At 60.1% G+C, this 22,919-nt stretch carries 30 protein-coding genes; 15 read left to right on the top strand and 15 right to left on the bottom strand.

Annotated elements, in window-relative coordinates; translation table 11 throughout:
- Nucleotides 1–33: 33 nt before the first annotated feature.
- The 3 genes from KZH41_RS26235 to KZH41_RS26225 form a co-directional block, all read right to left on the bottom strand.
- Complete coding sequence (locus KZH41_RS26235; RefSeq protein WP_003194088.1) at nucleotides 34–291, bottom strand: hypothetical protein; 258 nt, start codon at nucleotides 289–291, stop codon at nucleotides 34–36.
- A 160-nt stretch (nucleotides 292–451) separates the two neighbouring features.
- Nucleotides 452–793 (bottom strand): zinc ribbon domain-containing protein YjdM, encoded by a 342-nt coding sequence (locus tag KZH41_RS26230; RefSeq protein ID WP_017254008.1) that lies wholly within the window; start codon nucleotides 791–793, stop codon nucleotides 452–454.
- Between the two features lie 197 nt (nucleotides 794–990).
- Complete coding sequence (locus tag KZH41_RS26225) at nucleotides 991–1,959, bottom strand: polyprenyl synthetase family protein (protein WP_057724030.1); 969 nt, start codon at nucleotides 1,957–1,959, stop codon at nucleotides 991–993.
- 239 nt (nucleotides 1,960–2,198) lie between these two features.
- Between KZH41_RS26225 and rplU the strand changes: the two genes are divergently transcribed.
- The 7 genes from rplU to KZH41_RS26190 all read left to right on the top strand — a co-directional run bounded on the left by rplU (nucleotide 2,199) and on the right by KZH41_RS26190 (nucleotide 7,792).
- Entirely contained in the window at nucleotides 2,199–2,513 is a 315-nt protein-coding gene (gene rplU, locus KZH41_RS26220; RefSeq protein WP_003176051.1) for a 50S ribosomal protein L21, read from the top strand.
- 34 nt (nucleotides 2,514–2,547) lie between these two features.
- Nucleotides 2,548–2,805 (top strand): 50S ribosomal protein L27, encoded by a 258-nt coding sequence (rpmA, locus tag KZH41_RS26215; protein ID WP_003176049.1) that lies wholly within the window; start codon nucleotides 2,548–2,550, stop codon nucleotides 2,803–2,805.
- Between the two features lie 193 nt (nucleotides 2,806–2,998).
- Nucleotides 2,999–4,222: an Obg family GTPase CgtA gene (gene cgtA, locus KZH41_RS26210; RefSeq protein ID WP_094949352.1), complete on the top strand. Its 1,224-nt coding sequence runs from the start codon at nucleotides 2,999–3,001 to the stop codon at nucleotides 4,220–4,222.
- 124 nt (nucleotides 4,223–4,346) lie between these two features.
- Nucleotides 4,347–5,465: a glutamate 5-kinase gene (proB, locus tag KZH41_RS26205; RefSeq protein ID WP_094949353.1), complete on the top strand. Its 1,119-nt coding sequence runs from the start codon at nucleotides 4,347–4,349 to the stop codon at nucleotides 5,463–5,465.
- A 16-nt stretch (nucleotides 5,466–5,481) separates the two neighbouring features.
- Nucleotides 5,482–5,946 (top strand): CreA family protein, encoded by a 465-nt coding sequence (locus KZH41_RS26200; RefSeq protein WP_015885841.1) that lies wholly within the window; start codon nucleotides 5,482–5,484, stop codon nucleotides 5,944–5,946.
- Nucleotides 5,947–6,047: 101 nt separating this feature from the next.
- Entirely contained in the window at nucleotides 6,048–6,530 is a 483-nt protein-coding gene (locus tag KZH41_RS26195) for a glutathione peroxidase (RefSeq protein WP_242152479.1), read from the top strand.
- A gap of 158 nt (nucleotides 6,531–6,688) precedes the next feature.
- Nucleotides 6,689–7,792 (top strand): NADH:flavin oxidoreductase, encoded by a 1,104-nt coding sequence (locus KZH41_RS26190; RefSeq protein WP_263273983.1) that lies wholly within the window; start codon nucleotides 6,689–6,691, stop codon nucleotides 7,790–7,792.
- A 50-nt stretch (nucleotides 7,793–7,842) separates the two neighbouring features.
- Here the strand turns inward: KZH41_RS26190 and KZH41_RS26185 are convergent, their stop codons facing one another.
- From KZH41_RS26185 to cysZ, 3 genes are all read right to left on the bottom strand, one after another.
- Nucleotides 7,843–8,010: a hypothetical protein gene (locus KZH41_RS26185; RefSeq protein WP_176462899.1), complete on the bottom strand. Its 168-nt coding sequence runs from the start codon at nucleotides 8,008–8,010 to the stop codon at nucleotides 7,843–7,845.
- A gap of 142 nt (nucleotides 8,011–8,152) precedes the next feature.
- A complete protein-coding gene (locus KZH41_RS26180; RefSeq protein ID WP_094949356.1) occupies nucleotides 8,153–9,331 on the bottom strand; it encodes a glycosyltransferase family 4 protein in 1,179 nt (392 codons plus the stop codon).
- Nucleotides 9,332–9,385: 54 nt separating this feature from the next.
- Nucleotides 9,386–10,150 carry a sulfate transporter CysZ gene (cysZ, locus tag KZH41_RS26175; protein ID WP_094949357.1) on the bottom strand — a complete coding sequence of 255 codons (765 nt, stop codon included), beginning with the start codon at nucleotides 10,148–10,150 and terminating at the stop codon, nucleotides 9,386–9,388.
- 294 nt (nucleotides 10,151–10,444) lie between these two features.
- Here cysZ and trxB point away from each other — a divergent pair, with 294 nt between their 5' ends.
- Nucleotides 10,445–11,407, top strand: a complete 963-nt coding sequence (gene trxB / locus KZH41_RS26170; protein WP_094949358.1) for a thioredoxin-disulfide reductase — start codon at nucleotides 10,445–10,447, stop codon at nucleotides 11,405–11,407.
- A gap of 186 nt (nucleotides 11,408–11,593) precedes the next feature.
- Here the strand turns inward: trxB and KZH41_RS26165 are convergent, their stop codons facing one another.
- From KZH41_RS26165 to KZH41_RS26140, 6 genes are read right to left on the bottom strand one after another with little or no spacing between them, the layout of a single operon-like run.
- Nucleotides 11,594–11,932, bottom strand: coding sequence for a HopJ type III effector protein (locus tag KZH41_RS26165; protein WP_094949359.1), 339 nt, complete (start codon nucleotides 11,930–11,932; stop codon nucleotides 11,594–11,596).
- Nucleotides 11,925–12,221 (bottom strand): DUF1244 domain-containing protein, encoded by a 297-nt coding sequence (locus KZH41_RS26160; protein ID WP_065908484.1) that lies wholly within the window; start codon nucleotides 12,219–12,221, stop codon nucleotides 11,925–11,927. The genes KZH41_RS26165 and KZH41_RS26160 overlap by 8 nt, the downstream gene beginning before the upstream one ends.
- Nucleotides 12,222–12,244: 23 nt before the next feature.
- Complete coding sequence (gene folX / locus KZH41_RS26155) at nucleotides 12,245–12,616, bottom strand: dihydroneopterin triphosphate 2'-epimerase (RefSeq protein ID WP_003194073.1); 372 nt, start codon at nucleotides 12,614–12,616, stop codon at nucleotides 12,245–12,247.
- A gap of 2 nt (nucleotides 12,617–12,618) precedes the next feature.
- Nucleotides 12,619–13,179, bottom strand: coding sequence for a GTP cyclohydrolase I FolE (gene folE / locus KZH41_RS26150; protein WP_053257937.1), 561 nt, complete (start codon nucleotides 13,177–13,179; stop codon nucleotides 12,619–12,621).
- 20 nt (nucleotides 13,180–13,199) lie between these two features.
- The gene (gene folM / locus KZH41_RS26145; protein WP_263273982.1) at nucleotides 13,200–13,910 is read right to left on the bottom strand and encodes a dihydromonapterin reductase; all 711 of its coding nucleotides are present in this window, start codon (nucleotides 13,908–13,910) and stop codon (nucleotides 13,200–13,202) included.
- A gap of 55 nt (nucleotides 13,911–13,965) precedes the next feature.
- A complete protein-coding gene (locus KZH41_RS26140; protein ID WP_094949362.1) occupies nucleotides 13,966–14,526 on the bottom strand; it encodes an antibiotic biosynthesis monooxygenase in 561 nt (186 codons plus the stop codon).
- Nucleotides 14,527–14,740: 214 nt separating this feature from the next.
- On the opposite strand from KZH41_RS26140, the gene KZH41_RS26135 reads away from it, so the two are divergent.
- Nucleotides 14,741–15,700 carry a MerR family transcriptional regulator gene (locus tag KZH41_RS26135; RefSeq protein WP_094949363.1) on the top strand — a complete coding sequence of 320 codons (960 nt, stop codon included), beginning with the start codon at nucleotides 14,741–14,743 and terminating at the stop codon, nucleotides 15,698–15,700.
- 2 nt (nucleotides 15,701–15,702) lie between these two features.
- On the opposite strand, the gene KZH41_RS26130 is transcribed toward KZH41_RS26135, so the two are convergent.
- Together KZH41_RS26130 and KZH41_RS26125 are read right to left on the bottom strand one after the other, a co-directional pair.
- Nucleotides 15,703–16,308 (bottom strand): hypothetical protein, encoded by a 606-nt coding sequence (locus tag KZH41_RS26130; protein ID WP_263273981.1) that lies wholly within the window; start codon nucleotides 16,306–16,308, stop codon nucleotides 15,703–15,705.
- Nucleotides 16,309–16,367: 59 nt separating this feature from the next.
- Nucleotides 16,368–16,835, bottom strand: a complete 468-nt coding sequence (locus KZH41_RS26125; RefSeq protein ID WP_094949365.1) for a PAS domain-containing protein — start codon at nucleotides 16,833–16,835, stop codon at nucleotides 16,368–16,370.
- A 129-nt stretch (nucleotides 16,836–16,964) separates the two neighbouring features.
- Here KZH41_RS26125 and KZH41_RS26120 point away from each other — a divergent pair, with 129 nt between their 5' ends.
- The gene (locus KZH41_RS26120; RefSeq protein ID WP_094949366.1) at nucleotides 16,965–17,420 is read left to right on the top strand and encodes a flavodoxin; all 456 of its coding nucleotides are present in this window, start codon (nucleotides 16,965–16,967) and stop codon (nucleotides 17,418–17,420) included.
- On the opposite strand, the gene KZH41_RS26115 is transcribed toward KZH41_RS26120, so the two are convergent.
- On the bottom strand, nucleotides 17,401–18,297 hold the full coding sequence (locus KZH41_RS26115) for a LysR family transcriptional regulator (RefSeq protein ID WP_094949367.1): 897 nt from the start codon (nucleotides 18,295–18,297) through the stop codon (nucleotides 17,401–17,403). The two genes, KZH41_RS26120 and KZH41_RS26115, sit on opposite strands and share 20 nt — an antisense overlap.
- A 98-nt stretch (nucleotides 18,298–18,395) precedes the next feature.
- On the opposite strand from KZH41_RS26115, the gene KZH41_RS26110 reads away from it, so the two are divergent.
- The 5 genes from KZH41_RS26110 (at nucleotide 18,396) to KZH41_RS26090 (ending at nucleotide 22,511) form a co-directional block, all read left to right on the top strand.
- On the top strand, nucleotides 18,396–18,782 hold the full coding sequence (locus KZH41_RS26110; RefSeq protein ID WP_263273980.1) for a CidA/LrgA family protein: 387 nt from the start codon (nucleotides 18,396–18,398) through the stop codon (nucleotides 18,780–18,782).
- The gene (locus tag KZH41_RS26105; RefSeq protein WP_094949369.1) at nucleotides 18,772–19,458 is read left to right on the top strand and encodes an LrgB family protein; all 687 of its coding nucleotides are present in this window, start codon (nucleotides 18,772–18,774) and stop codon (nucleotides 19,456–19,458) included. Before KZH41_RS26110 ends, KZH41_RS26105 begins: the two co-directional genes overlap by 11 nt.
- A 140-nt stretch (nucleotides 19,459–19,598) precedes the next feature.
- Nucleotides 19,599–20,381 (top strand): class II aldolase/adducin family protein, encoded by a 783-nt coding sequence (locus KZH41_RS26100; protein ID WP_094949370.1) that lies wholly within the window; start codon nucleotides 19,599–19,601, stop codon nucleotides 20,379–20,381.
- Nucleotides 20,381–21,283: an alpha/beta fold hydrolase gene (locus KZH41_RS26095; protein ID WP_094949371.1), complete on the top strand. Its 903-nt coding sequence runs from the start codon at nucleotides 20,381–20,383 to the stop codon at nucleotides 21,281–21,283. The genes KZH41_RS26100 and KZH41_RS26095 overlap by 1 nt, the downstream gene beginning before the upstream one ends.
- Nucleotides 21,284–21,599: 316 nt before the next feature.
- On the top strand, nucleotides 21,600–22,511 hold the full coding sequence (locus KZH41_RS26090) for an SDR family oxidoreductase (RefSeq protein WP_242152472.1): 912 nt from the start codon (nucleotides 21,600–21,602) through the stop codon (nucleotides 22,509–22,511).
- Nucleotides 22,512–22,919: the final 408 nt, after the last annotated feature.

Raw genomic sequence — 22,919 nt, 5'->3', positions numbered from 1 at the left:
TAGAGCCGGTGCATTCAGGTTTTGCGTGGTCGTTCATGGATGGAACTTGCCATTGAGCTCCGTGGCCGGGCGCAACGCTCGGGCATAGCAGAACAGAAACAAATTACGTACCACTTCCTTGAGCACCCCAGGCTCACTGGAACTCAGGCCGTTGACGTCCAGGTCGCCCTGATCCTGCAGTTCATTCAGCGCTTCTTCTTCCAGCACAGCACAGACTTCCCCGGTTTCCCGATGCAGGATTCGCAGGTAAGGGTGTGGGCGGTCCAGCCAGGCATCTATCAAATAAGTCATGAGTGGTTCTCCTTGATGGGTTTCAATGAGAATAATTCTTATTCGTAGAATAGCAAGTGCCTATTGGCAATTTCTGGGTTTTTCTGTGTGGATATTGTGTTCGGTCAACGGAGAGGGCAAAACGCCATCCCGCGGCGGGCGCGGGATGGATGCAGCAGGTTCAGACCTTGCGCACGAACTCGGACTTGAGTTTCATCGGGCCGATACCGTCGATCTTGCAATCGATATCGTGATCGCCATCGCACAGGCGGATATTCTTGACCTTGGTGCCGACCTTGACCACCAGGGACGTACCTTTGACCTTGAGGTCTTTGATCACGGTGATGGTGTCGCCGTCCTGCAGGACGTTGCCTACAGAGTCTTTCTTCACGGTTTCATCGCCGGCTGCTTCGGCCTCGCCATTGGCGGACCACTCATGGGCGCATTCCGGGCAGATCAGCTGGGCGCCGTCTTCGTAGGTGTATTCGGAATTGCATTTTGGGCAGGGTGGCAACGTGCTCACTAAGGCTCCTTGAAAGTCAGGATTGGCTAAAGTCGCACATTATATAGGGTTTTGTGGCGCGGGCGGGGTCGTGAAGTGGTAATAAGGTCTAAATGTGGGAGCGGGCTTGCTCGCGAAGGCGGTGTGTCAGCGACTAAATCGCTGACTGATCCTCCACCTTCGCGAGCAAGCCCGCTCCCACATTAATCAGCGCCGAATCAGTGCGTACGCGCGACCGCGAATTCGCTCAGCTCAACCAGGGCGTCCCGGTATTCGCTGGCAGGCAGGGCTTCCAGGCACTTAATGGCTCGGGCTACATAATCACGCGCCAGTTGCGCGGTGTACTCCAGGGAGCCCGAGGCTTCGACGGCTGCGCGGATGGCTTCCAAGTCTTCGATCCCGCCTTTCTGGATCGCCTTGCGCACCAAGGCGGCCTGTTCCGGCGTGCCTTCGCGCATGGTGTAGATCAGTGGCAAGGTCGGTTTGCCTTCGGCCAAATCGTCACCGACGTTTTTGCCCAGGGTTTCGGCGTCGCCCTTGTAGTCGAGCAGGTCGTCGACCAGTTGGAATGCCACGCCCAGGTGATCACCGAAGGTGCGCAGGGCTTCTGCTTGTTCGGCAGTGGCACCGCACAAGGCGGCGGCGCTGTGGGTCGAGGCTTCGAAGAGCATCGCGGTTTTGCCGCGAATCACTTCCATGTAGGTTTCTTCGGTGGTGCTGGCGTCGCGAACCTTCGACAGTTGCAACACTTCGCCTTCGGCGATGATGCGGGTGGCCTGTGAAAGAATCTTCATCACCGGCATCGAGCCCAGTTCGACCATCATTTCAAACGAGCGCGAGTACAGGAAATCACCTACCAGCACGCTTGGGGCATTGCCCCACATGGCGTTGGCGGTTTCGCGACCACGGCGCATGCCGGACATGTCGACCACGTCGTCATGCAGCAGGGTGGCAGTGTGCAAAAATTCGATTGTGGCGGCCAGCAGGCGCAGGTCATCGCCTTCGCGGCCCAGGGCTTTGCCACACAGCAACACTAATAAAGGACGCAGGCGTTTGCCGCCCGCCGACGTAATGTAGTCGCCAATTTTGGAGACCAGCGGCACTTTAGACGTCAGCTGCTGCTTGATGATGCCGTCGACGGCGCTAAAATCGTCCGCGACCGCGCGGTAGAAAGCTTGGGGTTGCATCAGCGACAGTCGCTCCAGAAGGGTTGCGCGGCATGCTAGGACCCAGGCCTTCGAGTGTCAAGGCGCGATAGACGGCCTCTTGCAACACCCATTTACCTTGCGTACAATCGCGCACCCTGAACTTCCTGGGCAGCACCTGCCTTACGCAATTGCATTCGGGACGTCCATCCCATGCAGCCATGCCAGCCAATACCTCTTCTTATAAAGCGCTGGGTGAGCAGGATTATCGGAGAAATACCATGTCGTACGCAGTAATTGTTACTGGTGGCAAGCAATACAAGGTCGCCCCAGGTGAATACCTGAAGATCGAAAAACTGGAAATCGCTACCGGCGAATCCGTTACCTTTGATCGCGTTCTGTTGGTCGCCAATGGCGATGACGTGAACATCGGCGCTCCAGTTGTTGCTGGCGCTACCGTTGTGGCTGAAGTGATCTCCCAAGGTCGTCACGATAAAGTCCGCATCATCAAGTTCCGTCGTCGTAAGCACCACATGAAGCGTATGGGCCACCGCCAGTGGTACACCGAGATCAAAATCACCGGTATTCAGGCTTAATTTCAGCCTAATTCCTCACTAGGAGAATTGACTCATGGCACACAAAAAAGCTGGTGGTAGTACCCGTAACGGTCGCGACTCAGAAGCCAAACGCCTTGGCGTTAAGATGTATGGCGGCCAGAAAATCATTCCGGGCAACATCATCGTGCGTCAGCGCGGCACCCAATTCCACGCCGGTTACGGTGTTGGCATGGGTAAAGATCACACCCTCTTCGCTAAAATCGAAGGCGTGATCAAGTTTGAAGTAAAAGGCGCGTTCAACCGCCGTTACGTGAGCGTTGTCGCCGCTTAATTGCGCGATCGCTGGAAAAGCCCTGTCTCGCGACGGGGCTTTTTCGTTTGTGGAGTGAGTCTCTTGCAAAGCTGTTTGTGATGGGCTCAGGCGCTGGATAAGCGGTTGTTGTTTGAGGTCGCTGCGCTCATTTTTGCAAGAGTCTTATGTCTTGGTTTCTTAAGCTCGTCCATGCGACGAGAGGCGTTTTGTTATGAAGTTCGTTGATGAAGTTTCCATCCGAGTAAAAGCAGGCGACGGCGGTAACGGTTGCATGAGTTTCCGTCGCGAAAAATTCATCGAAAACGGTGGCCCTAACGGCGGTGACGGCGGTGACGGCGGTTCCATCTACATGATGGCCGACGAAAACCTCAACACCCTGGTCGACTACCGTTACACCCGGCACTTCGATGCCGAGCGTGGCTCCAACGGCGGCAGCACCGACTGCACCGGTAAAAAAGGCGAAGACATGGTACTGCGCGTACCGGTCGGCACCACGATTATCGACTCCGCCACCCAGGAAGTTATTGGAGACCTGACCAAGGCCGGCCAAAAGCTGATGGTTGTGCAGGGCGGCTGGCACGGTCTGGGTAACACCCGATTCAAGTCCAGTACCAACCGTGCTCCACGCCAGACCACGCCGGGCAAGCCGGGCGAGCAGCGTGACCTCAAGCTGGAAATGAAAGTACTGGCAGACGTAGGCCTGTTGGGCCTGCCGAACGCCGGCAAAAGTACCTTCATCCGCTCGGTCTCGGCCGCCAAGCCGAAAGTCGCTGATTACCCGTTCACCACCCTGGTGCCGAACCTGGGCGTGGTCAGCGTCGACCGCTGGAAAAGCTTTGTGATCGCCGACATTCCCGGCCTGATCGAAGGTGCTTCCGATGGCGCAGGCCTGGGGATTCGCTTCCTCAAGCACTTGTCGCGGACCCGTTTGCTGCTGCACCTCGTCGACATGGCGCCGCTGGATGACACCAGTGCACCGGACGCCGCCGAAGTGATCGTCAGCGAACTGACCAAGTTCAGCCCGGCCCTGGCCGAGCGTGATCGTTGGTTGGTGCTGAACAAGTGCGACCAGATCCTGGAAGAAGAGCACGAAGAGCGCGTCAAGGAAATCGTCGACCGCCTGGAGTGGGAAGGTCCGGTCTACGTGATCTCGGCCATCGCCAAAGAAGGCACCGAGCGCCTGACCCGCGACATCATGCGCTACCTGGAAGACCGCGCCGACCGCCTGGCGGCCGACCCGGTATTCAAGGCAGAACTGGCCGAGCTCGATCAGCAGATCGAAGACGAAGCCCGTGCCCAGCTGCAGGCCCTGGACGACCAGCGTGCCCTGCGCCGCAGCGGCGTGAAGTCGGTCCATGACATCGGCGACGATGACTGGGACGAAGAAGATGTGGATGATGAAGACGGTCCGGAAATCATTTACGTGCGCGACTGACCGGTTGCGATAAACTTAAACGCCGCTCTCTGGAGCGGCGTTTTGGTATCTGGGATTTACGTAGTCACTAATAACGTTATGGGTCGCGCTGGGTCGCGCAGCCCTCTCACTAAGGTTGAAGATGATGCGGAGCAAAGTGACAGGTGCGCAGCGCTGGGTCGTAAAGATCGGAAGTGCGCTGCTGACGGCGGATGGTAAAGGTCTGGATCGCGCAGCCATGAGCGTGTGGGTCGAGCAGATGGTGGCCTTGCATGAGGCCGGTGTCGAATTGGTGCTGGTGTCGTCCGGGGCAGTTGCCGCCGGTATGAGCCGCCTCGGCTGGACCTCGCGACCCAGCGCGATGCACGAGCTGCAAGCCGCCGCCGCCATCGGCCAGATGGGCCTGGTGCAAGCCTGGGAATCCAGTTTTGCCGAGCACGGACGCCACACGGCGCAGATCCTGCTGACCCACGACGACCTGTCCGACCGCAAGCGCTACCTCAACGCCCGCAGCACCTTGCGCGCTTTGGTCGAGCTCAAGGTCATCCCGGTGATCAACGAGAACGACACCGTGGTCACCGACGAAATCCGCTTCGGCGACAACGACACCCTGGCCGCGCTGGTGGCCAACCTGGTGGAAGCCGACCTGCTGGTGATTCTCACCGACCGCGACGGCATGTTCGACGCCGACCCGCGCAACAACCCCGATGCCCAGTTGATCTACGAAGCGCGCGCCGATGACCCGGCGCTGGACGCCGTGGCCGGCAGTGTCGGCGGCGCACTGGGCCGTGGCGGTATGCAGACCAAGCTGCGTGCGGCACGCCTGGCCGCGCGTTCCGGCGCGCACACCATCATCGTCGGTGGGCGCCTGGAGCGCGTGCTGGATCGCCTCAAGGCCGGCGAGCGCATCGGTACGCTGTTGTCGCCGGAACGCGGCATGCTGGCGGCGCGCAAGCAGTGGCTGGCCGGGCACCTCCAAACCCGTGGCACGCTGGTGCTCGATGATGGCGCCGTGTCGGCGTTGTCCCAAGGCAACAAGAGCCTGCTGCCGGTGGGCGTCAAATTGGTGCAGGGCAGTTTCCGCCGTGGCGAGATGGTGGTGTGCGTTGCGCCCGACGGTCGCGAGATCGCCCGTGGCCTGGCCAACTACAGCGCCCTTGAAGCACAGAAAATCATCGGTCAGTCGTCTGATGCGATTGTGAGTCTGTTGGGGTATATGGCGGAGCCTGAACTGGTGCACCGCGATAACTTGATCCTGGTTTAAACAAAGGTAATAAACGATGCGTGTCATGAAGGGATTGCTCGGCCTGCTGTTGGCCATGCCGTTGCTGGCCTCGGCCGAAGAAATTGGCCAGGTGTCGACAGTGTTCAAGTTTGTCGGCCCCAACGACCGAATTGTGGTCGAGGCGTTTGATGACCCCAAGGTCGATGGCGTGACGTGCTACCTGTCGCGCGCCAAGACCGGCGGCGTAAAGGGCGGGCTGGGGCTGGCCGAAGACCGTGCCGAGGCCTCGATTGCCTGCCGTCAGGTCGGGCCGATTCGTTTTAAAGGCGAACTCAAGGATGGCGACGAAGTGTTCAAGGAGCGTACCTCGCTGGTGTTCAAGACCATGCAGGTGGTTCGCTTCCTCGACAAGAAGCGCAATACCCTGGTTTACCTGGTCTACAGCGATCGTTTGATCGAAGGCAGCCCGCAAAACGCGGTTACAGCGATTCCGATTTTGCCTTGGCCGACCGCTCAGTAGTTCGCAGGCGAGTTTTGTAATCGGCGACTATGATTGCAGACTCGCGGTCTGTAATCTCGAGCGGCTGTAACGCGAAGAACATGGGATATCTGGAGTTCGTCATGAGTGCTTTCCACGACCTGAAACTCAAAGCTTTGGACGGTCAAGAGCTACCGCTGGCGCCCTTCAAGGGGCAAGTTGTGCTGGTGGTCAATGTGGCCTCCAAATGTGGCTTGACCCCGCAATACGCGGCGTTGGAAAACCTCTATCAGCAGTATAAGAGCCAGGGGTTTACCGTACTCGGCTTGCCGTGCAACCAGTTTGCAGGCCAGGAGCCGGGCACCGAGGAAGAGATCCGGGAATTTTGCAGCCTCAATTATGGCGTGACGTTCCCGTTGGGCAGCAAGCTCGACGTCAATGGTCCGGAACGTCATCAGCTGTATCGCCTGCTGGCGGGCGAGGGCGCTGAGTTTCCTGGGGATATCACCTGGAACTTCGAGAAATTCCTGCTCGGCAAAGACGGGCGAGTACTGGCGCGCTTCTCGCCGCGCACAGCACCGGATGACCCGACGATTGTCCAGGCCATTGAAAAAGCCCTGAGCTAATCGTGCCTGATCGTTCCCACGCTCTGCGTGGGAAAGCCTCTGCGGACCTTCTGCGTCTCGCTTTTACCCCTTAATCACCCGAATCAATAGTGCTATCCAGCACATCGCACGGCCCATATTATCCACATCATAAATACATCTTCCCGTGGAGTGCTCCCATGCCTGTCCAAGCTTTGTTCAAACCCTTCCAGCTCGGTGCACTGCAACTGTCCACTCGCGTGGTCATGGCGCCGATGACCCGTTCGTTCTCCCCGGGTGGCGTTCCCAATTCCAAAGTCATCGAGTACTACCGTCGCCGCGCTGCCGCCGGCGTGGGCCTGATCATCACCGAAGGCACCGTGGTCGGCCATCAGGCCTCCAACGGTTACCCGAACGTCCCGCATTTTTACGGTGAGGCCGCGCTGGCCGGCTGGAAGAAAGTGGTCGACGCGGTGCACGCCGAAGGCGGCAAGATCGTCCCGCAACTGTGGCACGTGGGCAGCGTACGCCGTATCGGCACTGAGCCTGACGCCAGCGTGCCAGCCTACGGCCCGATGGAAAAACTCAAGGATGGCAATGTGGTCGTTCACGGCATGACCACCCAAGACATTAAGGACGTGATCAACGCCTTCGCCCAAGCCGCCAAGGACGCTCAAAGCATCGGCATGGACGGCGTAGAGATCCACGGCGCCCACGGTTACCTGGTCGACCAGTTCTTCTGGGAAGGCACCAACCAGCGCACCGACGAATACGGCGGCAGCCTGGCCAATCGCTCGCGTTTTGCCATCGAGCTGATCCAGGCTACCCGCGCCGCCGTAGGCCCGGACTTCCCGATCATCTTGCGTTTCTCGCAGTGGAAGCAGCAGGACTACACCGCACGTCTGGTGCAAACCCCTGAGGCGTTGGGTGAGTTTCTCCAGCCACTGTCTGACGCCGGTGTGGATATTTTCCACTGCTCCACCCGTCGTTTCTGGGAGCCTGAATTCGAAGGTTCCGACCTCAACCTGGCCGGCTGGACCCGTCAGCTCACCGGCAAACCGACCATCACTGTCGGCAGCGTCGGCTTGGACGGGGAGCTCCTGCAGTTTATGGTCAACACCGACAAGGTCGCGCAACCCGCCAGCCTGGAAAAACTGCTGGAACGCCTGAACAACGACGAGTTCGACTTGGTCGCCGTGGGCCGTGCCTTGCTGGTGGACCCGGATTGGGCGCTGAAGGTGCGCGAAGGTCGTGAAGGCGACATCTTGCCGTTCAGTCGTGAGGCGTTGACGACGCTGGTGTAAAGGGCTCAGCTCCCTGTGATTGCCACAGGGAGTTGCATAGCTTCAGTGACTCAATACTCCAGCGTCTTCCTCAGCTCGTGGCTGTGGTCGGTCTTGTGCCCTTCTTTTCGCTTGGCTTGGTCGTAGGTTGGCGGTTCTGCCCGAGATTGATCCAGCCATTGTTGCTGACGCGCCCACTCCGCCGTTCCATTGGGTGCACCCACTCCATTAGTAGCCATCTTTGTATCTCCATTTATTTGAAGGGCCTGCCTGAGCCGGCAGGTATCAGTGAGTGGGCATTCGCCGCTGGCCGTTCCCTCATTTAAATATCAAGTAATGCTTGAGTGAATAATGGCTATGGCGCCACTAAGCGGCTGTCGTTCAAGGCGTGTAAGGCTGTGCTGGCATCACACAATGCTCTGCGCACACACCGCGTAACTGGTTTTCAAACTGCTCGATAATTGCTGGCCAGCCCTGGCGGCTGGCGTGTTGGCGAGCATTCAAGCGCATGCGGCGCAGACTCTCCGCATCCTCCAGCAGCCAATTGGCCGCATCGCAAAACGCATCCTCATCCCCCGGCATCGCCAGCACGCCGTTGTAGCCATGGCGAATATGCTGGGTCGCGGCCGCCTGATCGTAGGCCACCACCCCCAAGCCCGAAGCCATGGCTTCCAGTACCACATTGCCGAAGGTTTCGGTCAGGCTGGGAAACAGGAATACGTCACCGGAAGCGTAATGCCGGGCCAGTTCTTCACCGCGCAGAGTGCCGCAGAAAATCGCCTCGGGCAGTTCCTTTTCCAGCATCGCTCGTTGCGGGCCATCGCCGACGATGATCAGTTTCATCTGGCGCAGTGGATAGGTGTCTTGCAAGGCGTCGAAGCAGCGTTTGAGCAGCCCTAGGTTCTTTTCTTGCGCCAATCGGCCTACATGCAGCACGGCGATTTGCTCACTGTTCAACGCCCAGCTTTCACGCAGTGCGTGATCGCGCTTGGCCGGGTGGAACAACTGGCTGTCGACCCCGCGTGAGAGCATCCCCAGGCGCTCGAAATTCCGACGCTCAAGCTCCAGGCGCTGGCTGGTGCTAGGCACCAGAGTCAAGGTCGAACGGTTATGAAACCAGCGCAGGTAATGCGTGACCATGCGGCTGAGCAGGCTCAAGCCGTATTGATTCGAATACTGCTGAAAATTGGTGTGAAAACCACTCACCACGCTGATTCCCAGGCGCCGTGCCGCGCGCAACGCCGACAGCCCCAACGGCCCTTCGGTGGCGATGTACAGCACGTCCGGGCGCTGGCGAGTCCAGCGTCGCAGCAACTTGTGCATCGACGACTGGCCCCATTGCAGGCCCGGGTAGCCCGGCAGCGGCCAGCCACGGCACAGCAGCAGTGCGTCGTCGCTGGGGCGGCTCTGATCGCTGCCCTGGCGTGGGCGCACCAGCTCGACCTGATGGCCGCGCGCGCGCAACCCTTCACACAGGCGGCCAAGGGTATTGGCCACCCCGTTGATCTCTGGTGGGAAGGTTTCGGTAATCAGAGTGATGTGAAGCGAAGCTGTCGTCATGACCCACAGTGTCACCGTGGGCCATGTCGTCATTGTGTCATTGGCGTGATGGATTTATGACTGGGTCACCTTGGGCGCGGCCATTGCCTCAGCACCTTGCTCGCGCACCCAGAACAGCGTGGCCCCGGCCACCGCCGCCGGCATCATCAGCAGGTTGACCACCGGCACCAGCAGCACCAGGTAAACGATGCCGCCAAAGCTCATGCTCTGCCAGCGCTTCTGGCGCAGCCAGGCGAGCATTTCGTTCCAGCCCAGTTTGTGGTTGTCGGCCGGGTAGTCGATGTACTGGATCGCCATCATCCACACGCCGAACAGCAGCCACAGCGGCGCGGCGATCAGGTTGACCACCGGAATGAACGACAGGATAAACAGGCCGATGGCGCGTGGCAGGAAGTAGCCCAGTTTGCGCATTTCCCGCGCCAGGGTGCGCGGCACCATCGCCATCAGTTCTCCCCAGCTGAACGGCGGGAAGTCGTCGGTGCCACGCACCACCACTTCAACCTTTTCTGCGAGAAAACCGTTAAACGGTGCAGCGATGATATTGGCCAGCATGGTGAAGGTGAAAAACACCATCAGCACCACCAGCACCACAAACAGCGGCCACAGGATGTAACTGAGGAAACTCAACCAGCCAGGCAGCGTCGGCATCAAAGTGTCGACCCACAGGCTGAACTGATGGCCGGCGAAATAGATTAAGCCGACGAACAGCACCAAGTTGATCGCCAACGGCAGCAACACAAACAGGCGCAGGCCTGGGCTCAACACCAGTTTGAGACCTTCACGCAGGTATTGCGGGCCGGAAAGAGCAGGGGCGGGCATGGAGAACTCCGAGCAGGATGACGAACGCGCCGACCTTACCGCCTTTGCATCCTGGGCGAAAGCGGCGACATCAGCGGTAACATCTAAGCAACAATGGCGTCGATTAATCGGGTGTACTGCATAGAGACCACCTATGAGCTGGATTGTTATTCCGTATTTCCTTAATCTTGCCCCCCTCGATACGCTGCACCCATTATTTTTAGGATCTGCGAGTTCAAGCCTTCCCCAAGTGCTTCGCGGTCCTTTTTTATTCCAGCCGCCCTGTGTTTTCCGGGTGGTCGATAGGAGTGAGTCATGTCTGATACCCGTCATTCGCGAGTGATTATTCTCGGTTCCGGCCCTGCCGGTTACAGCGCTGCTGTCTACGCTGCCCGGGCCAACCTCAAGCCGCTGCTGATCACCGGCATGCAGGCGGGCGGTCAACTGACCACCACCACTGAAGTCGACAACTGGCCGGGCGACGTGCACGGCCTGACCGGCCCAGTGCTGATGGAGCGTATGAAAGAACACGCCGAGCGCTTTGAAACCGAGATCGTTTTCGACCACATCAACCAAGTCGACTTCTCGAAAAAGCCTTACAGCCTGACTGGCGACAACGGCGTGTACACCTGTGACGCGCTGATCATCGCCACCGGCGCCAGCGCCCGTTACCTGGGCCTGCCGTCGGAAGAAGCGTTCATGGGCAAAGGCGTTTCCGCCTGCGCGACCTGCGACGGTTTCTTCTACCGCAACAAGCCGGTGGCTGTGGTCGGTGGCGGCAACACAGCGGTGGAAGAGGCGCTGTACCTGGCCAACATCGCCAGCACCGTGACTTTGGTTCACCGCCGCGAGACCTTCCGCGCCGAGAAGATCCTGATCGACAAGCTGCACGCCCGTGTTGCTGAAGGCAAAATCATCCTCAAGCTCAACGCCACCCTCGACGAAGTCCTGGGCGACAACATGGGCGTGACCGGTGCCCGCCTGAAAAACAACGACGGCAGCTTCGACGAGCTGAAAGTCGACGGCGTATTCATCGCCATCGGCCACACCCCGAACACCTCGCTGTTCGCGGGCGTGCTGGAAGCCAAAGACGGCTACCTGGTGGTGCAGGGCGGCCGTGAAGGCAATGCCACTGCGACCAACATCGAAGGCATCTTTGCCGCCGGTGACGTGGCTGACCACGTGTACCGCCAGGCGATCACCTCGGCCGGCGCCGGCTGCATGGCGGCCCTGGATGCCGAGCGTTACCTCGACGGTTTGAAGGACGCTTCGTTCTAAACCCGTCGCAATAAAAAAACCGGCTGAGAGGCCGGTTTTTTTATGTCTGCGATTTAATCAGCGCGGCAGCCCAGAAGTGTCAACCCCATCACTGTGGGAGTCGGGCTTGCCCGCGATGACGGTGGCAGCTGACACGCCGCTATCGCAGGCAAGCCAGCTCCCACCTTGACCGGTTTTCAATTTGAATCAGCGGCGAGTCAAAGGCTGCTGAGTAAACTGAACCCCAGCCAAACCTTGCGCAATCAACGCGCGAATATTGCCGTGATCACTGCCCTGCGGTGTAGCCACCACCGACCGATAATGCTCACCAAACGCCAGCAGCGCTTCCTGATCGCTCAAGCCTTCCAGCAGCGCCAGGCCCAGTGTCTTGCACGAGCCCTCGTTCTGCCCGGCGGCGTTTTCCACGTTGCCATTGGTGAAGGCTTGCGGCTGGTAGTCGTAACCGGCGGCAACAAACGCCAAGGTGTCGGCAAAGACGTGTTCGCCGCTGTTGAGGCTGGCGCGCAGGGTGTTCAAGTCAGTCATGGGTTTTTCCTTTGGCAAACGCCGCCTGTTGGTCGGCGCTGGCTTCTTTCTGGTACTGGGCTTTCCACTCGGCGTACGGCATGCCGTACACCACTTCACGCGCGTCATCGAGGCTCAGCTCGATGTGGCGCTCGTCGGCCTCGGCTTTGTACCACTTGGACAAACAGTTGCGGCAAAAGCCCGAGAGGTTCATCAGGTCGATGTTCTGCACATCCTTGCGGCTGTCCAGGTGCGCCACCAGCCGGCGGAAGGCGGCAGCTTCGAGTTCGAGGCGTTGTTGATCGTTCATAGGGCTCACTGCAGATTCTGGGGTTAGCGGCTGGCCGCCAGGGTAATCGAAACCGACTCGGCAAAGCGCAACGCGTGGGGCTTGTCCACTTCGACTTCGGCGTACAGCACCGATTCGTTGCTCATCACCAGGTCCAGCAGCTCCTGGGTCAGGCGCTCGAGCAGGGCGAAGCGGTTGCCTTCGACGTGGGCGATGATCGCCTTGGTAATGGTGCGGTAGTTCAGCGCGTGGTCGATATCGTTGTCGCGCACGGCTTCCTGAGCGGCATACAGGATCGTCAGGTTGATCAGCACGTCCTGCTTGTTGAGGATCTCGTCCTCGTTGATGCCGATAAAGGTGCGCAGGCACAGGTCCTTGACCCGGATACGCGCCATGCCTGGTTGAAGTTGTGGCATTGCTACTTGCTCCGTCCAATCAGTTGCAGGAACTCCATACGCGTGGTGTTCGACTCGCGGAAGGCGCCGAGCATCACCGAGGTGTTCATGGTTGAATTCTGTTTTTCCACGCCGCGCATCATCATGCACATGTGCTTGGCTTCGATCACCACCGCCACGCCGGCGGCCTGGGTGACCTGCTGGATGGCGTCGGCGATTTGCCGCGTGAGGTTTTCCTGGATCTGCAGGCGCCGGGCGTACATGTCGACAATGCGCGCCAGCTTTGACAGGCCCAGCACCTTGCCGGTCGGAATATAGGCCACATGGGCCTTGCCGATAAAGGGCAGAAGGTGGTGCTCGCACAGCGAATACAGCTCGATGTCCTTGAGGATCACCATCTCGTCATTGTCTGAGGCGAACAGCGCGCCGTTGACGATTTCGTCCAGGTTCTGCTCGTAGCCATGACACAGGTACTGCATGGCCTTGGCGGCGCGCTTGGGGGTGTCGAGCAAGCCTTCGCGTTCCGGGTCTTCACCCAGTCCTTTGAGAATCTCGCGGTAGTGTTGGGGCAGGGACAAGGTCATACAACATCCTCACAAACGGCTTACTTGATATGCCGCCCGCCGTTGACGGTCAGGGTGGTACCGGTGACATAAGGGTTGTCCAGCAGGTAACGCACGCTCTGGTAGATCACCTCGGGCCCGGGCTCGATGCCCAATGCGGACTTGGCCAGGACCTTGGCGCGGTAAGCCGCATCGTCGCCGTCGTTGAACATCACCATCGCCGGCGCGATGCCGTTGACCTTGATCCGCGGCGCGAACTGCGCGGCAAACGACAGCGTGAGGCTGTCGAGCCCGGCTTTGGTGGCGCAATAGGCAATGTGCTGGCGGCTGCCCTTGCGCACCACGTCGTCGCTGATATGCACGATATCGGCAGGTGTTGAGCGTTGCAGCAAAGGTGAACAATGCAGGTTGATCAGGTACGGCGCAAGCATGTGCACGCTGAACATGTCGGTAAATGCGCGGCTTTCGTCGCCCGGCGTTTCCGCGACCCACGCCGAAGCGTTGTGGATGATAGCGCGCAGGCTGTCGGTATGGGTCTTCAGCGCTGAGATGAAGGCCAGAATCCCGGCCTCACTGGAGAAGTCGGCAAACACACCGACCGCGCCCCGCTCGCGCAAAGCCTGCACACCGGGGCGTTCGCTGCGGTAGCTGAAAATCACCGGGTGGCCCTCGTCCAGCAGGCGCTCGGCACAATGCAGGCCGACACGCTGGCCGGCACCGGTGATCAGGATCGGGGCGTTCGTTGCAGTCATGGGAGGCTCACGTCGCTGGCAGGATGAAACTATACCAGCGAGCGGCCCCCTGTACTCAAGCGGCGGCTTCTGCAGCCTTGCGCGGTGGCGGTGTAGGGTGCAGCCAGTTCGCCAGCAGGTGGGTCGACAGCGGGATGAACCAATAAACCATCAATGGGGTGAGCGCCAGGGTGCTGACCAGCACGCGCGGGGCCAGGTCCAGTTCGTTGAGCAGCGGGCCAAGGACAAAGTTGAACAACAGGGACACCGGGAAAAACGCCAGCCAGATTGCCACGGCCTGTTTCCAGCGCGGTGGCCGTGCACCTACCGCGCCGAACCAGCCGTCGATGCCACTGACGCGATGCTCGGACGGGTCGGCAAACAGCTCGCTGCCTCGGCTCAGCCAAGCACTGCGCGAAGCGGAAAACTCCCAGGCATGCAGGGTCTTCTCGTCGGCGAAACGGAAGATGATCTGGAATTCATCGTCATTGGGCGGCGGGGCGAGCACGCCGGAACCCAGGTAACCGGGGAAGTCCGTGGCCAATTGCTCGCCTTCGCGCAGCCAAGCCATCAAGTCTTCGTAGCGCCCTTTGGCCACGCGGCGCGCAACCATCAAGGTGACGGGAGAGGTAGACATTGTGTATCTCCAAATGTACGGGTGCGCCGAACCGGGTAGGTGGCGCACGAACGAGGCTGCGGGGTGGTGCAGCGACGTAGAAAAAACAGGCAAGGATTATTCCTGTTTTGCAAAAATACACCAGTGACATTGGTCTGACAGAGCGGGCCTTGAAAAGGACAAGTCTAAAAGCGTTAAATGGTATCCAAATTCACAAGGACGTTTTCTACCGCAGATGCCCGAAATTACTACTCATACTCGCGAAATTGCCCAGGGTCGTCCCGCTGACCCCGATGAGCTGTTCCCGATCCGCGAAGTGTCGAGATTGACAGGTGTCAACCCGGTCACCCTGCGTGCCTGGGAGCGGCGTTATGGCCTGATCCAGCCCACACGCACCGAAAGTGGGCATCGCCTCTATTCCAGCGACGATATTGTGACCATTCATCGTATTCTCGATTGGATCGAGCGCGGCGTGGCCGTGAGCAAAGTCGGCAAGATCCTTGCGCGCGACGATCAGCAGGCTGAAGCGATTCGTGCTGAACGCGACACCGGCAGCGACAGTGAATGGCCACAGTGGCGGGCGCGGTTGGTAAACGCCATCAGTGGGTTTGACGATCGTCAACTGCATAGCCTGTACGCTCAGGTTCTGGCGAGCTACCCGCTCAGCGTGGCGTTCCAGGACATCCTGATGCCCCTTTGGAGCGACCTGCTGCGCCATCAGGGCCGCTTCGGCCAAGCCAGTGAATGGATTTTTTACGATACCTTCCTGCGCATGCAAACCTTCGAACACCTGCGACGTGCGGGCACCTCAACTGCGCCACGGGTATTGCTGACGGCTATGCCCGGGGAATGCCGTAAAGTGGAATTGATGGTGGCGGCGTTGTTGCTCAGTTGCGAGGACAGGCCTGTGAAGGTGCTGGGCATGGGTCAACCCTTGGACGAGTTGACACTGGTCTGTGAAAAGATGCGTCCTCAGGCGCTCATCCTGTTCTCCAACCACTCACACAACCATGACCTGGCCGGGCGTCTGACCCGTTTGGCGCTGACCCTGGATTGCCCGCTGCTGCTGGCCGGTGCCGCATCGGACCTGGCCGAAAAAGAGTTGGCCGGGTCCGCCATCGGTTGCCTGGGCAACGAAGGGCGCTTGATGCAGCGCCGCTTGCAGCAGTTTCTCAGTGGGCAGTTGGATACCTGATATCAGGCGTGCACGTGCGGGTGAACCAGGCGGTGCTGGTGCAGGATGAACTGGCGCAGGCGCTCGATTTCATCGGCATCGCTTTGGCTCAGGCGGTAGGCAAACAGGCCTCGAGCGGTTTCCCGCTCCAGCGTGCCGCGCAGTGAGATCCGCTCGTAGCCGGACGGGCTGAACCACAGGGAAAAGGTTTTCGGCGGTTTGACTCGGCCACGAATCTCCACCAGCACCCCCTTGAATGACACCTCGTGCACCCACAGGGCGGCGGGGTTGCCCCTGACGTTCTCCAGTGCCACCGGCGTTTCAAGCGCCAGGCGCCACGGGCGAATCATCGGGCCATCTTCAAAAATACTCGGCACGCCCAAACGCAAATGCACCGCGTGAAACTCATCCTCCACCAAGTGCAGGGGAAAGGTGAGTTGCTGGTTATCGAACTGCGCCTGGATGGTGACGTGGTCGTGAGCGGCCAACCGCGTGAGCAAGTCGCGAATCTGCGCACCGCCGTTGACGGTCAGGCTCGACCACGCATCCCGCAGGTTGAGCTGCGGGTTGTGCTGCATGCCCTGGATAAAATCCAGTTCGTCCTGCGTCAATAGCGCGTCGCGGTGCATTGATGTAGCTCAAAGGGTGAGGTATTAAAAAGCCATTATCACTCTAAAGGCCGCATTTACTACAATTTGTTAATTCCGCTCGTCGCCTCAAGTGCCGCCAAGCGCTCTTTGAGTTCGGCGACTTGCGCTTCCAACTGTGCCACTCGTTGCTGGGCTTTCACCTGGGTGGTGACGTCTTTTTGCACGCCAATGAAATAGGTCTGCTTGTCGGCCTCGTTGTACACCGTCGACAGCGACAACTCATTCCAGAACGGTGTGCCGTCCTTGCGGTAGTTGCGCAGGATTTCCCGGCAGGCGTCGTCGTGGTCGAGGGCGTCGCGAATGGCCATCAGGGCTGGCTGGTCGCGGTCACCGGCCTGTAGGAAACGGCAATCCTGATACAGGATTTCGTCCAGCGTGTAGCCAGTCATTCGCTCAAAAGCAGGGTTGACGTAGATCAGTGGCTTCTCTTCGCCTTCGCGTTCGGCGACGACGATGCCGTCGTTGGAAGCGTTGATGACCATCTGCATCAGCTTGGCGTTAATCATTGAGCGGTCCATGCCTTGTTTTTGAAGGCTGGAGTTTATGGCATACCTTGAATGTTGCGCCGCTTACGCCGAAATATTTGTGTCAGCTGTTAATATCCCAGGCTTTCGCTCAACCACAGGATCAGATTGATGAAAGTCGCCATCCTTTCCGGCTCGGTCTACGGCACCGCTGAAGAAGTCGCCCGCCACGCCGCCGGCCTCCTCAACGCGGCCGGTTTTGAAGCCTGGCACAACCCGCGTGCCACCTTGGCCGACGTGCAGGCCTTCGCCCCCGAGGCCTTTCTGGCGGTGACCTCGACCACCGGCATGGGCGAGCTGCCCGACAACCTGCAACCGCTGTATTCGAGCATTCGCGACCAGTTGCCCGCCGCCTGGCGCGGCCTGCCTGGCGCAGTGATCGGCCTGGGCGACGCCAGCTACGGCGATACGTTCTGCGGCGGCGGCGAGCAAATGTGCGAGCTGTTCGGCGAGTTGGGCGTGCGCGAAGTGCTGCCGATGCTGCGCCTGGACGCCAGCGAAAGCGTCACCCCGGAAGCTGATGCCGAGCCGTGGCTGGCCGAGTTGGTCACTGCACTGCGCGGTTGACCGGGAATTCGCGCAGCAATGCCAGCCAGGCCTGGGCGGCTCTGGACAGGTAGGCGCCCTCGCGCCAGATAAAGGCAATGTTCCAGCGCAGGTAGTCGGGCGCCTTAAGTGTCAGGCGCACCACGCCCGGTCGCACCAGCCCACGGGCGACCACGCTGGGCAACAGCACCACGCCTTGGCCGGCCGCGACCAGTGCGACCAGGAAGTCCGCCTGGCCGCTGCGGCCCACTTCCTTCGGCGTGAAGCCCAACTGCTGGCAGGCCTGCATCAGCCGATCGTTGAGGACAAAACTGCGCTGGTACATCAGGAACGGCGTGCCCGCCAATTCTTCCAGGCGCACGTGGGCGTTTTCGGCCAATGGGTGGTCCATCGGCAGCAGCGCGTCCAGCGGTTCATCGCAGAAGGGCTGCCAGGCGAAGGCCGGGTCGCTGGGCATCAGCGTGCCACCCACGTCCAGCTCACCGCTGAGAATTGCCTGCTCGATGGTGCGGCTGCCGCCTTCGAGCAGTTGGATAGTGACCTTGGGATAACGCCTGCGGTACTCGGCAAACAGCCCGGCAAACAGTGTGTCGCCGGCCAATAGCGGCAAGCCCAGGCGCAATTCGCCGCGCGCCAGTTGCTGCATATCATCGAGCTCGCTGAGCAATTCCGTCTGCAACCGCAACATCGCCTCGGCGCGCTGTAATACCACCTCACCGGCGGCCGTCAGGCGAATGTGCGAGCCCGTGCGTTCCAGCAGCGGTGTGCCCAGGCTTTGCTCCAGCTGGGCCACCTGTTTGCTCACCGCCGATTGGCTGATGTGCAAGGTTTTACCCGCTTGGGTAAAGCCGCCCCGGCGGATCACTTCGACAAAACTGCGCAGCTGTTTGAATTCCATCGGTCTGATTCCAGTTTGGAATAGCTGTCAGTCTAACAATTCGCTGTGGGGATGGGTGGGGCGTCTTTAAACTGAGCGCCTGTGAGGCCCTAAAGCTTATGAAACGTTTCAGCTTCAAACATCTCGGGCGCCTGTTGATTGAGTTGGTGGTGTTGCTGGCGATCTATTTTCTGGGCACCCAGCTCGCCGTGTGGTTGGCGTGGCCGATACCGGGTGGCGTGGTGGGGTTGGGCCTGTTGCTGGCGACCTTCGCCACTGGCCTGGTCAAACCGGCCGCCCTGCAATTGGGCGCCGGGGTGCTGATGGCGGAGATGCTGCTGTTCTTTATCCCGGCACTGATGAGCCTGCTCGACTACGGTGGTTTGGTGCGCAATGACGGCTGGCGCATCCTGCTGGTGATCGGCTTCAGCACGCTGTCGGTGATGCTGGTCACGGCCTTCACCGTGGAAATAGTTTGCCGCTGGAGCATGCGCCGTGAAGCTTGAACTGATGCCGGTGTTCTGGCTCGCCCTGACCCTGGCCGCTTACCTCTTCAGCCGCTGGATCTACGCCCGCACCGGGCGCTACCTGCTGTCGCCATTGATCCTGGTGCCGGCGCTGCTGTTGGCGGTGGCCGTGCCGATGAAGACCGCCTATGCCGAATACGCCACTGACACGCACTGGCTGATGCTGGTGCTGGGCCCGGTCACTGTGGCGTTTGCCGTGCCGATCTGGCAACAACGCCGCTTGCTGGCGCGGCACTGGTCGGCGTTGCTGCTGGGCATGGTCGCGGGCAGCGCGGCCTCCATCGGCACCTCGTTCGGGCTGGCCAAGGCGCTGGCCTTGAACACCTCGGTGACCATGTCTCTGCTACCGCGCTCAATCACCACGCCGTTTGCCATGCCGGTGTCCTCCGACCTCGGCGGCGTACCGGAACTCACCGCCGTGTTCGTGATGTTCACCGGCGTGTTCGGCGCCATGCTCGGTGGCGTGCTGCTCAAATGGTTGCCGCTGCGTACACCGTTGGCGCGCGGTGCACTGTTTGGCGTGGGCGCCCACGGTGCGGGTGTCAGCCGGGCGCATGAAGTGGGCGGCGAAGAAGGCTCGGTCGCAGGCTTGGTGATGGTGTTGACGGGGCTGCTCAACCTGTTCGCCGTGCCTTTATTGGCGGCGCTTCTCTGACGCCACGTGGACTATTCTCTTGGATGACTCGCTCGGTCATCAAGCTGGCTGCGAAGGCAACTCCTTGCGCCACGCGGTCTGACTAGACTGGCCCCTCACCCAAAAAAACAATAAGAAAGTGCACCAAGGAGGTCATTGCCGTGAGCCCAGCCCCCGTTCTATCGCTGCAGAATGTCAAAGAGCAGGTCAGCGCAGCCGAATGGCAAGCGCGCGTCGACCTGGCGGCCTGCTATCGCCTGGTGGCGCTGCATGGCTGGGATGACCTGATCTTCACGCATATTTCCGCCAAGGTGCCGGGCACCGATGATTTCCTGATCAACCCTTACGGGCTGATGTTCCACGAGATCACGGCGTCGAGCTTGGTCAAGGTCGACCAGGCCGGCAACAAATTGATGGACAGCCCCTACGAGATCAACCCCGCCGGCTTCACCATCCACAGCGCCATCCACGACGTGCGCCATGACGTGGTCTGTGTGCTGCACACCCACACCGCGGCCGGTGTTGCGGTGTCTGCGCAAAAGCAGGGCGTGCTGCCCATCAGCCAGCAATCCACCTTTGTTTTGTCCAGCCTGGCGTATCACGCCTACGAAGGCGTGGCGCTGAACCCTGAAGAGAAGGCGCGCTTGCAGGCAGACCTGGGCGACAACAACTTCCTGATGCTGCACAACCATGGCCTGCTGACCTGCGCCGGCAGCATCGCCGACACCTTCCTGATGATGTTCACCTTTGAGCGTGCCTGCGAAATCCAGGTGCTGGCGCAAAACGGCGGCGCCGAACTGATTGCCATCGAGCCGCAGATTCTGGCGGGGGCTAAGGCGATGGTGGCAGTTGTCACAAAGAGCGCCCAAGGTATGGGAGGCGCGCTGGCCTGGCCGGCGCTGCTGCGTAAATTGGACCTGCAAGATCCTGGGTATAAAAGCTGATGCCACTCGCAGAAATCCCGCTCAGTGCTTGGCGCAAGCGTGGCCAGGCGTTCGTCTTTCGTGGCCGCACCGTGCGTTTCTGGGTGGCCGGGCAGGGCGAGCCGCTGCTGTTGATTCACGGCTTCCCCACTGCCAGCTGGGACTGGCACTACCTGTGGCAGCCCCTGGCCCAGCGCAACCTGGTGATTGCTTGCGACATGCTCGGGTTCGGCGACTCGGCCAAGCCGTTGGACCACGACTACTGCCTGTTGGAGCAGGCTGACCTGCAACAGGCGCTGCTCGACTACCTGCGCGTGGAGCAGCCGGTGCACGTGTTGGCCCATGACTACGGCGACAGCGTCGCCCAGGAATTACTCGCGCGCCATTACGAAGGTCGCTTTCAAATGGCCAGCTGTGTGTTCCTCAACGGTGGGCTGTTCCCGGAAACCCATCGCCCGACGCTGGTGCAAAAACTCTTGCTCAGCCCGCTTGGCTGGATGATCGGCCGCGCCTTTGGGCGTAATGCCCTGTCGAACAGCTTCAGCCAGATTTTCGGCCCAAGTACTCGGCCCAGTGAAAGCGCGCTGGATGACTTCTGGAGCCTGATCAATGGCAATGACGGCCCGCGCATCCTGCACAAACTGATTGCCTACATTCCCCAGCGCCGCCGCCTGCGTGAACGCTGGGTGGACGCGATGCAACGCGGCGATGTGCCGTTACGGGTGATCGACGGCGAAGTCGACCCGATCTCCGGGGCGCATATGGTGGAGCGCTATCACCAACTGGTGCCCCACGCCGACACGGTGCTGCTGGCGAATATCGGCCACTACCCGCAGATCGAAGCGCCGCTGCAGGTGCTCAAGCATTACCTGACGTTTCGCGAGCGCATTGGTCAGTCGGTGCCGCGAGTGGCGTACTCCTGAGCATCATCGTAAGTCGTTTGTGGCGAGCGGGCTTGCCCCGCGTTGGGTGGCGAAGCCGCCCTAAAACCTGCGACCGCGATATGTCTGACACACTGCGGTGGCCTTATTGGGGCTGCTGTGCAGCCCAGCGCGGGGCAAGCCCGCTCGCCACAACAAGCCCACTGACCACAGAAAACGGGGTGGTCTTCCAGAGTTTGACCCAAGCAATCATCCCGCTGCCTTATCGAGCACCATTCAGCCTCGGCTGACTTTATTGTGACCCGCGCCCGTGTGCCTGACACTCAACCCATTCCCATTGTCGCCAGCGGAGTTCGGTATGAGTGAGTCAGTGCAGTTCCAGGATAAGGTCGTGATCGTCACCGGTGCCGGCGGCGGGTTGGGCCGGGCGCATGCGCTGCTGTTCGCCAAGCATGGGGCCAAAGTGCTGGTCAACGACCTCGGCGGTTCGACCCAGGGTGAAGGCGCCAATGCCTCGGCCGCCGACCGGGTGGTCGCCGAGATCCGCGAGGCCGGTGGCATTGCCGAGGCCAACCATGACTCCGTCACTGACGGTGACAAAATCGTGCAGAACGCGCTGGATGTCTTCGGCCGCATCGACGTGGTGGTCAACAACGCCGGCATCCTGCGCGACAAGACCTTCCACAAAATGGACGACAGCGACTGGGACTTGGTTTATCGGGTGCATGTCGAAGGCGCCTACAAAGTCACCCGCGCCGCGTGGCCGCATTTGCGTGAGCAAGGTTATGGCCGCGTTATCTTCACCGCGTCCACCTCGGGCATCTACGGTAACTTCGGCCAATCCAACTACGGCATGGCCAAGCTTGGCCTGTATGGCCTGACCCGCACCCTGGCGCTGGAAGGGCGCAAGAACAACATTCTGGTCAACGCTATCGCCCCCACCGGTGGTACGCGCATGACCGAAGGCCTGATCCCGCCGCAAGTATTCGAGCGGCTCAAGCCGGAGCTGGTCAGCCCGTTGGTGGTGTACCTGGGCAGCGAGGCGTGCCAGGAAACCTCGGGGCTGTTTGAAGTGGGCGGCGGCTGGATCGGCAAGACCCGCTGGGAGCGCAGCCTGGGTGTGGGTTTTGACCCTGAAGCGGGTTTTTCACCGCACGATGTGGCGGCGCATTGGGCGCAGATTTGCGACTTTGAAGGCGCCGCTCACCCCAAGGACAACATCGAAGCATTGAAGGAGATGATGGCCAACTTGCAGAAGTTCAGCCTCTGATCGTTGCTTGAACACTATTGAATACTCCGGGGCGCTGAGGGCGCCCCGTTTTATTGCGGGCATAAAAAAGGCCGCTGCAAAGGCAGCGGCCGAAGTAAGACGTTGGATCAAGGAGCGATAAATCAACGTCGGTGAACAGCGGTAATAGATTGATACAGCGGGCCAATCTATGGGAATCAGACTTTTCTTACTGTTGAGCAAGCGGGCCATTTGCCCTGAAAGTGCGTTAAGAATAGTCGTATGTAACAAAATGAGTAATCCCCATTCAGGACAATGACTGTTACCAAATCAGTAACGATTGTCCCGCACAGAGCGTGGGAACGCTCTTTGGCCTATTTATCTTTCTGATAGCGCGTCATCTACCGCATCCATGGCCCTGCCCAAACCCCGGCCTGAGCGCTTGTTAAT

The sequence above is a fragment of the Pseudomonas sp. YeP6b genome (assembly GCF_025642995.1).
In the GTDB taxonomy this organism is placed as follows: domain Bacteria; phylum Pseudomonadota; class Gammaproteobacteria; order Pseudomonadales; family Pseudomonadaceae; genus Aquipseudomonas.
The sequence above is the reverse complement of the archived record's forward strand: the minus strand, read 5'-3'. Positions and strand labels throughout refer to the sequence as shown.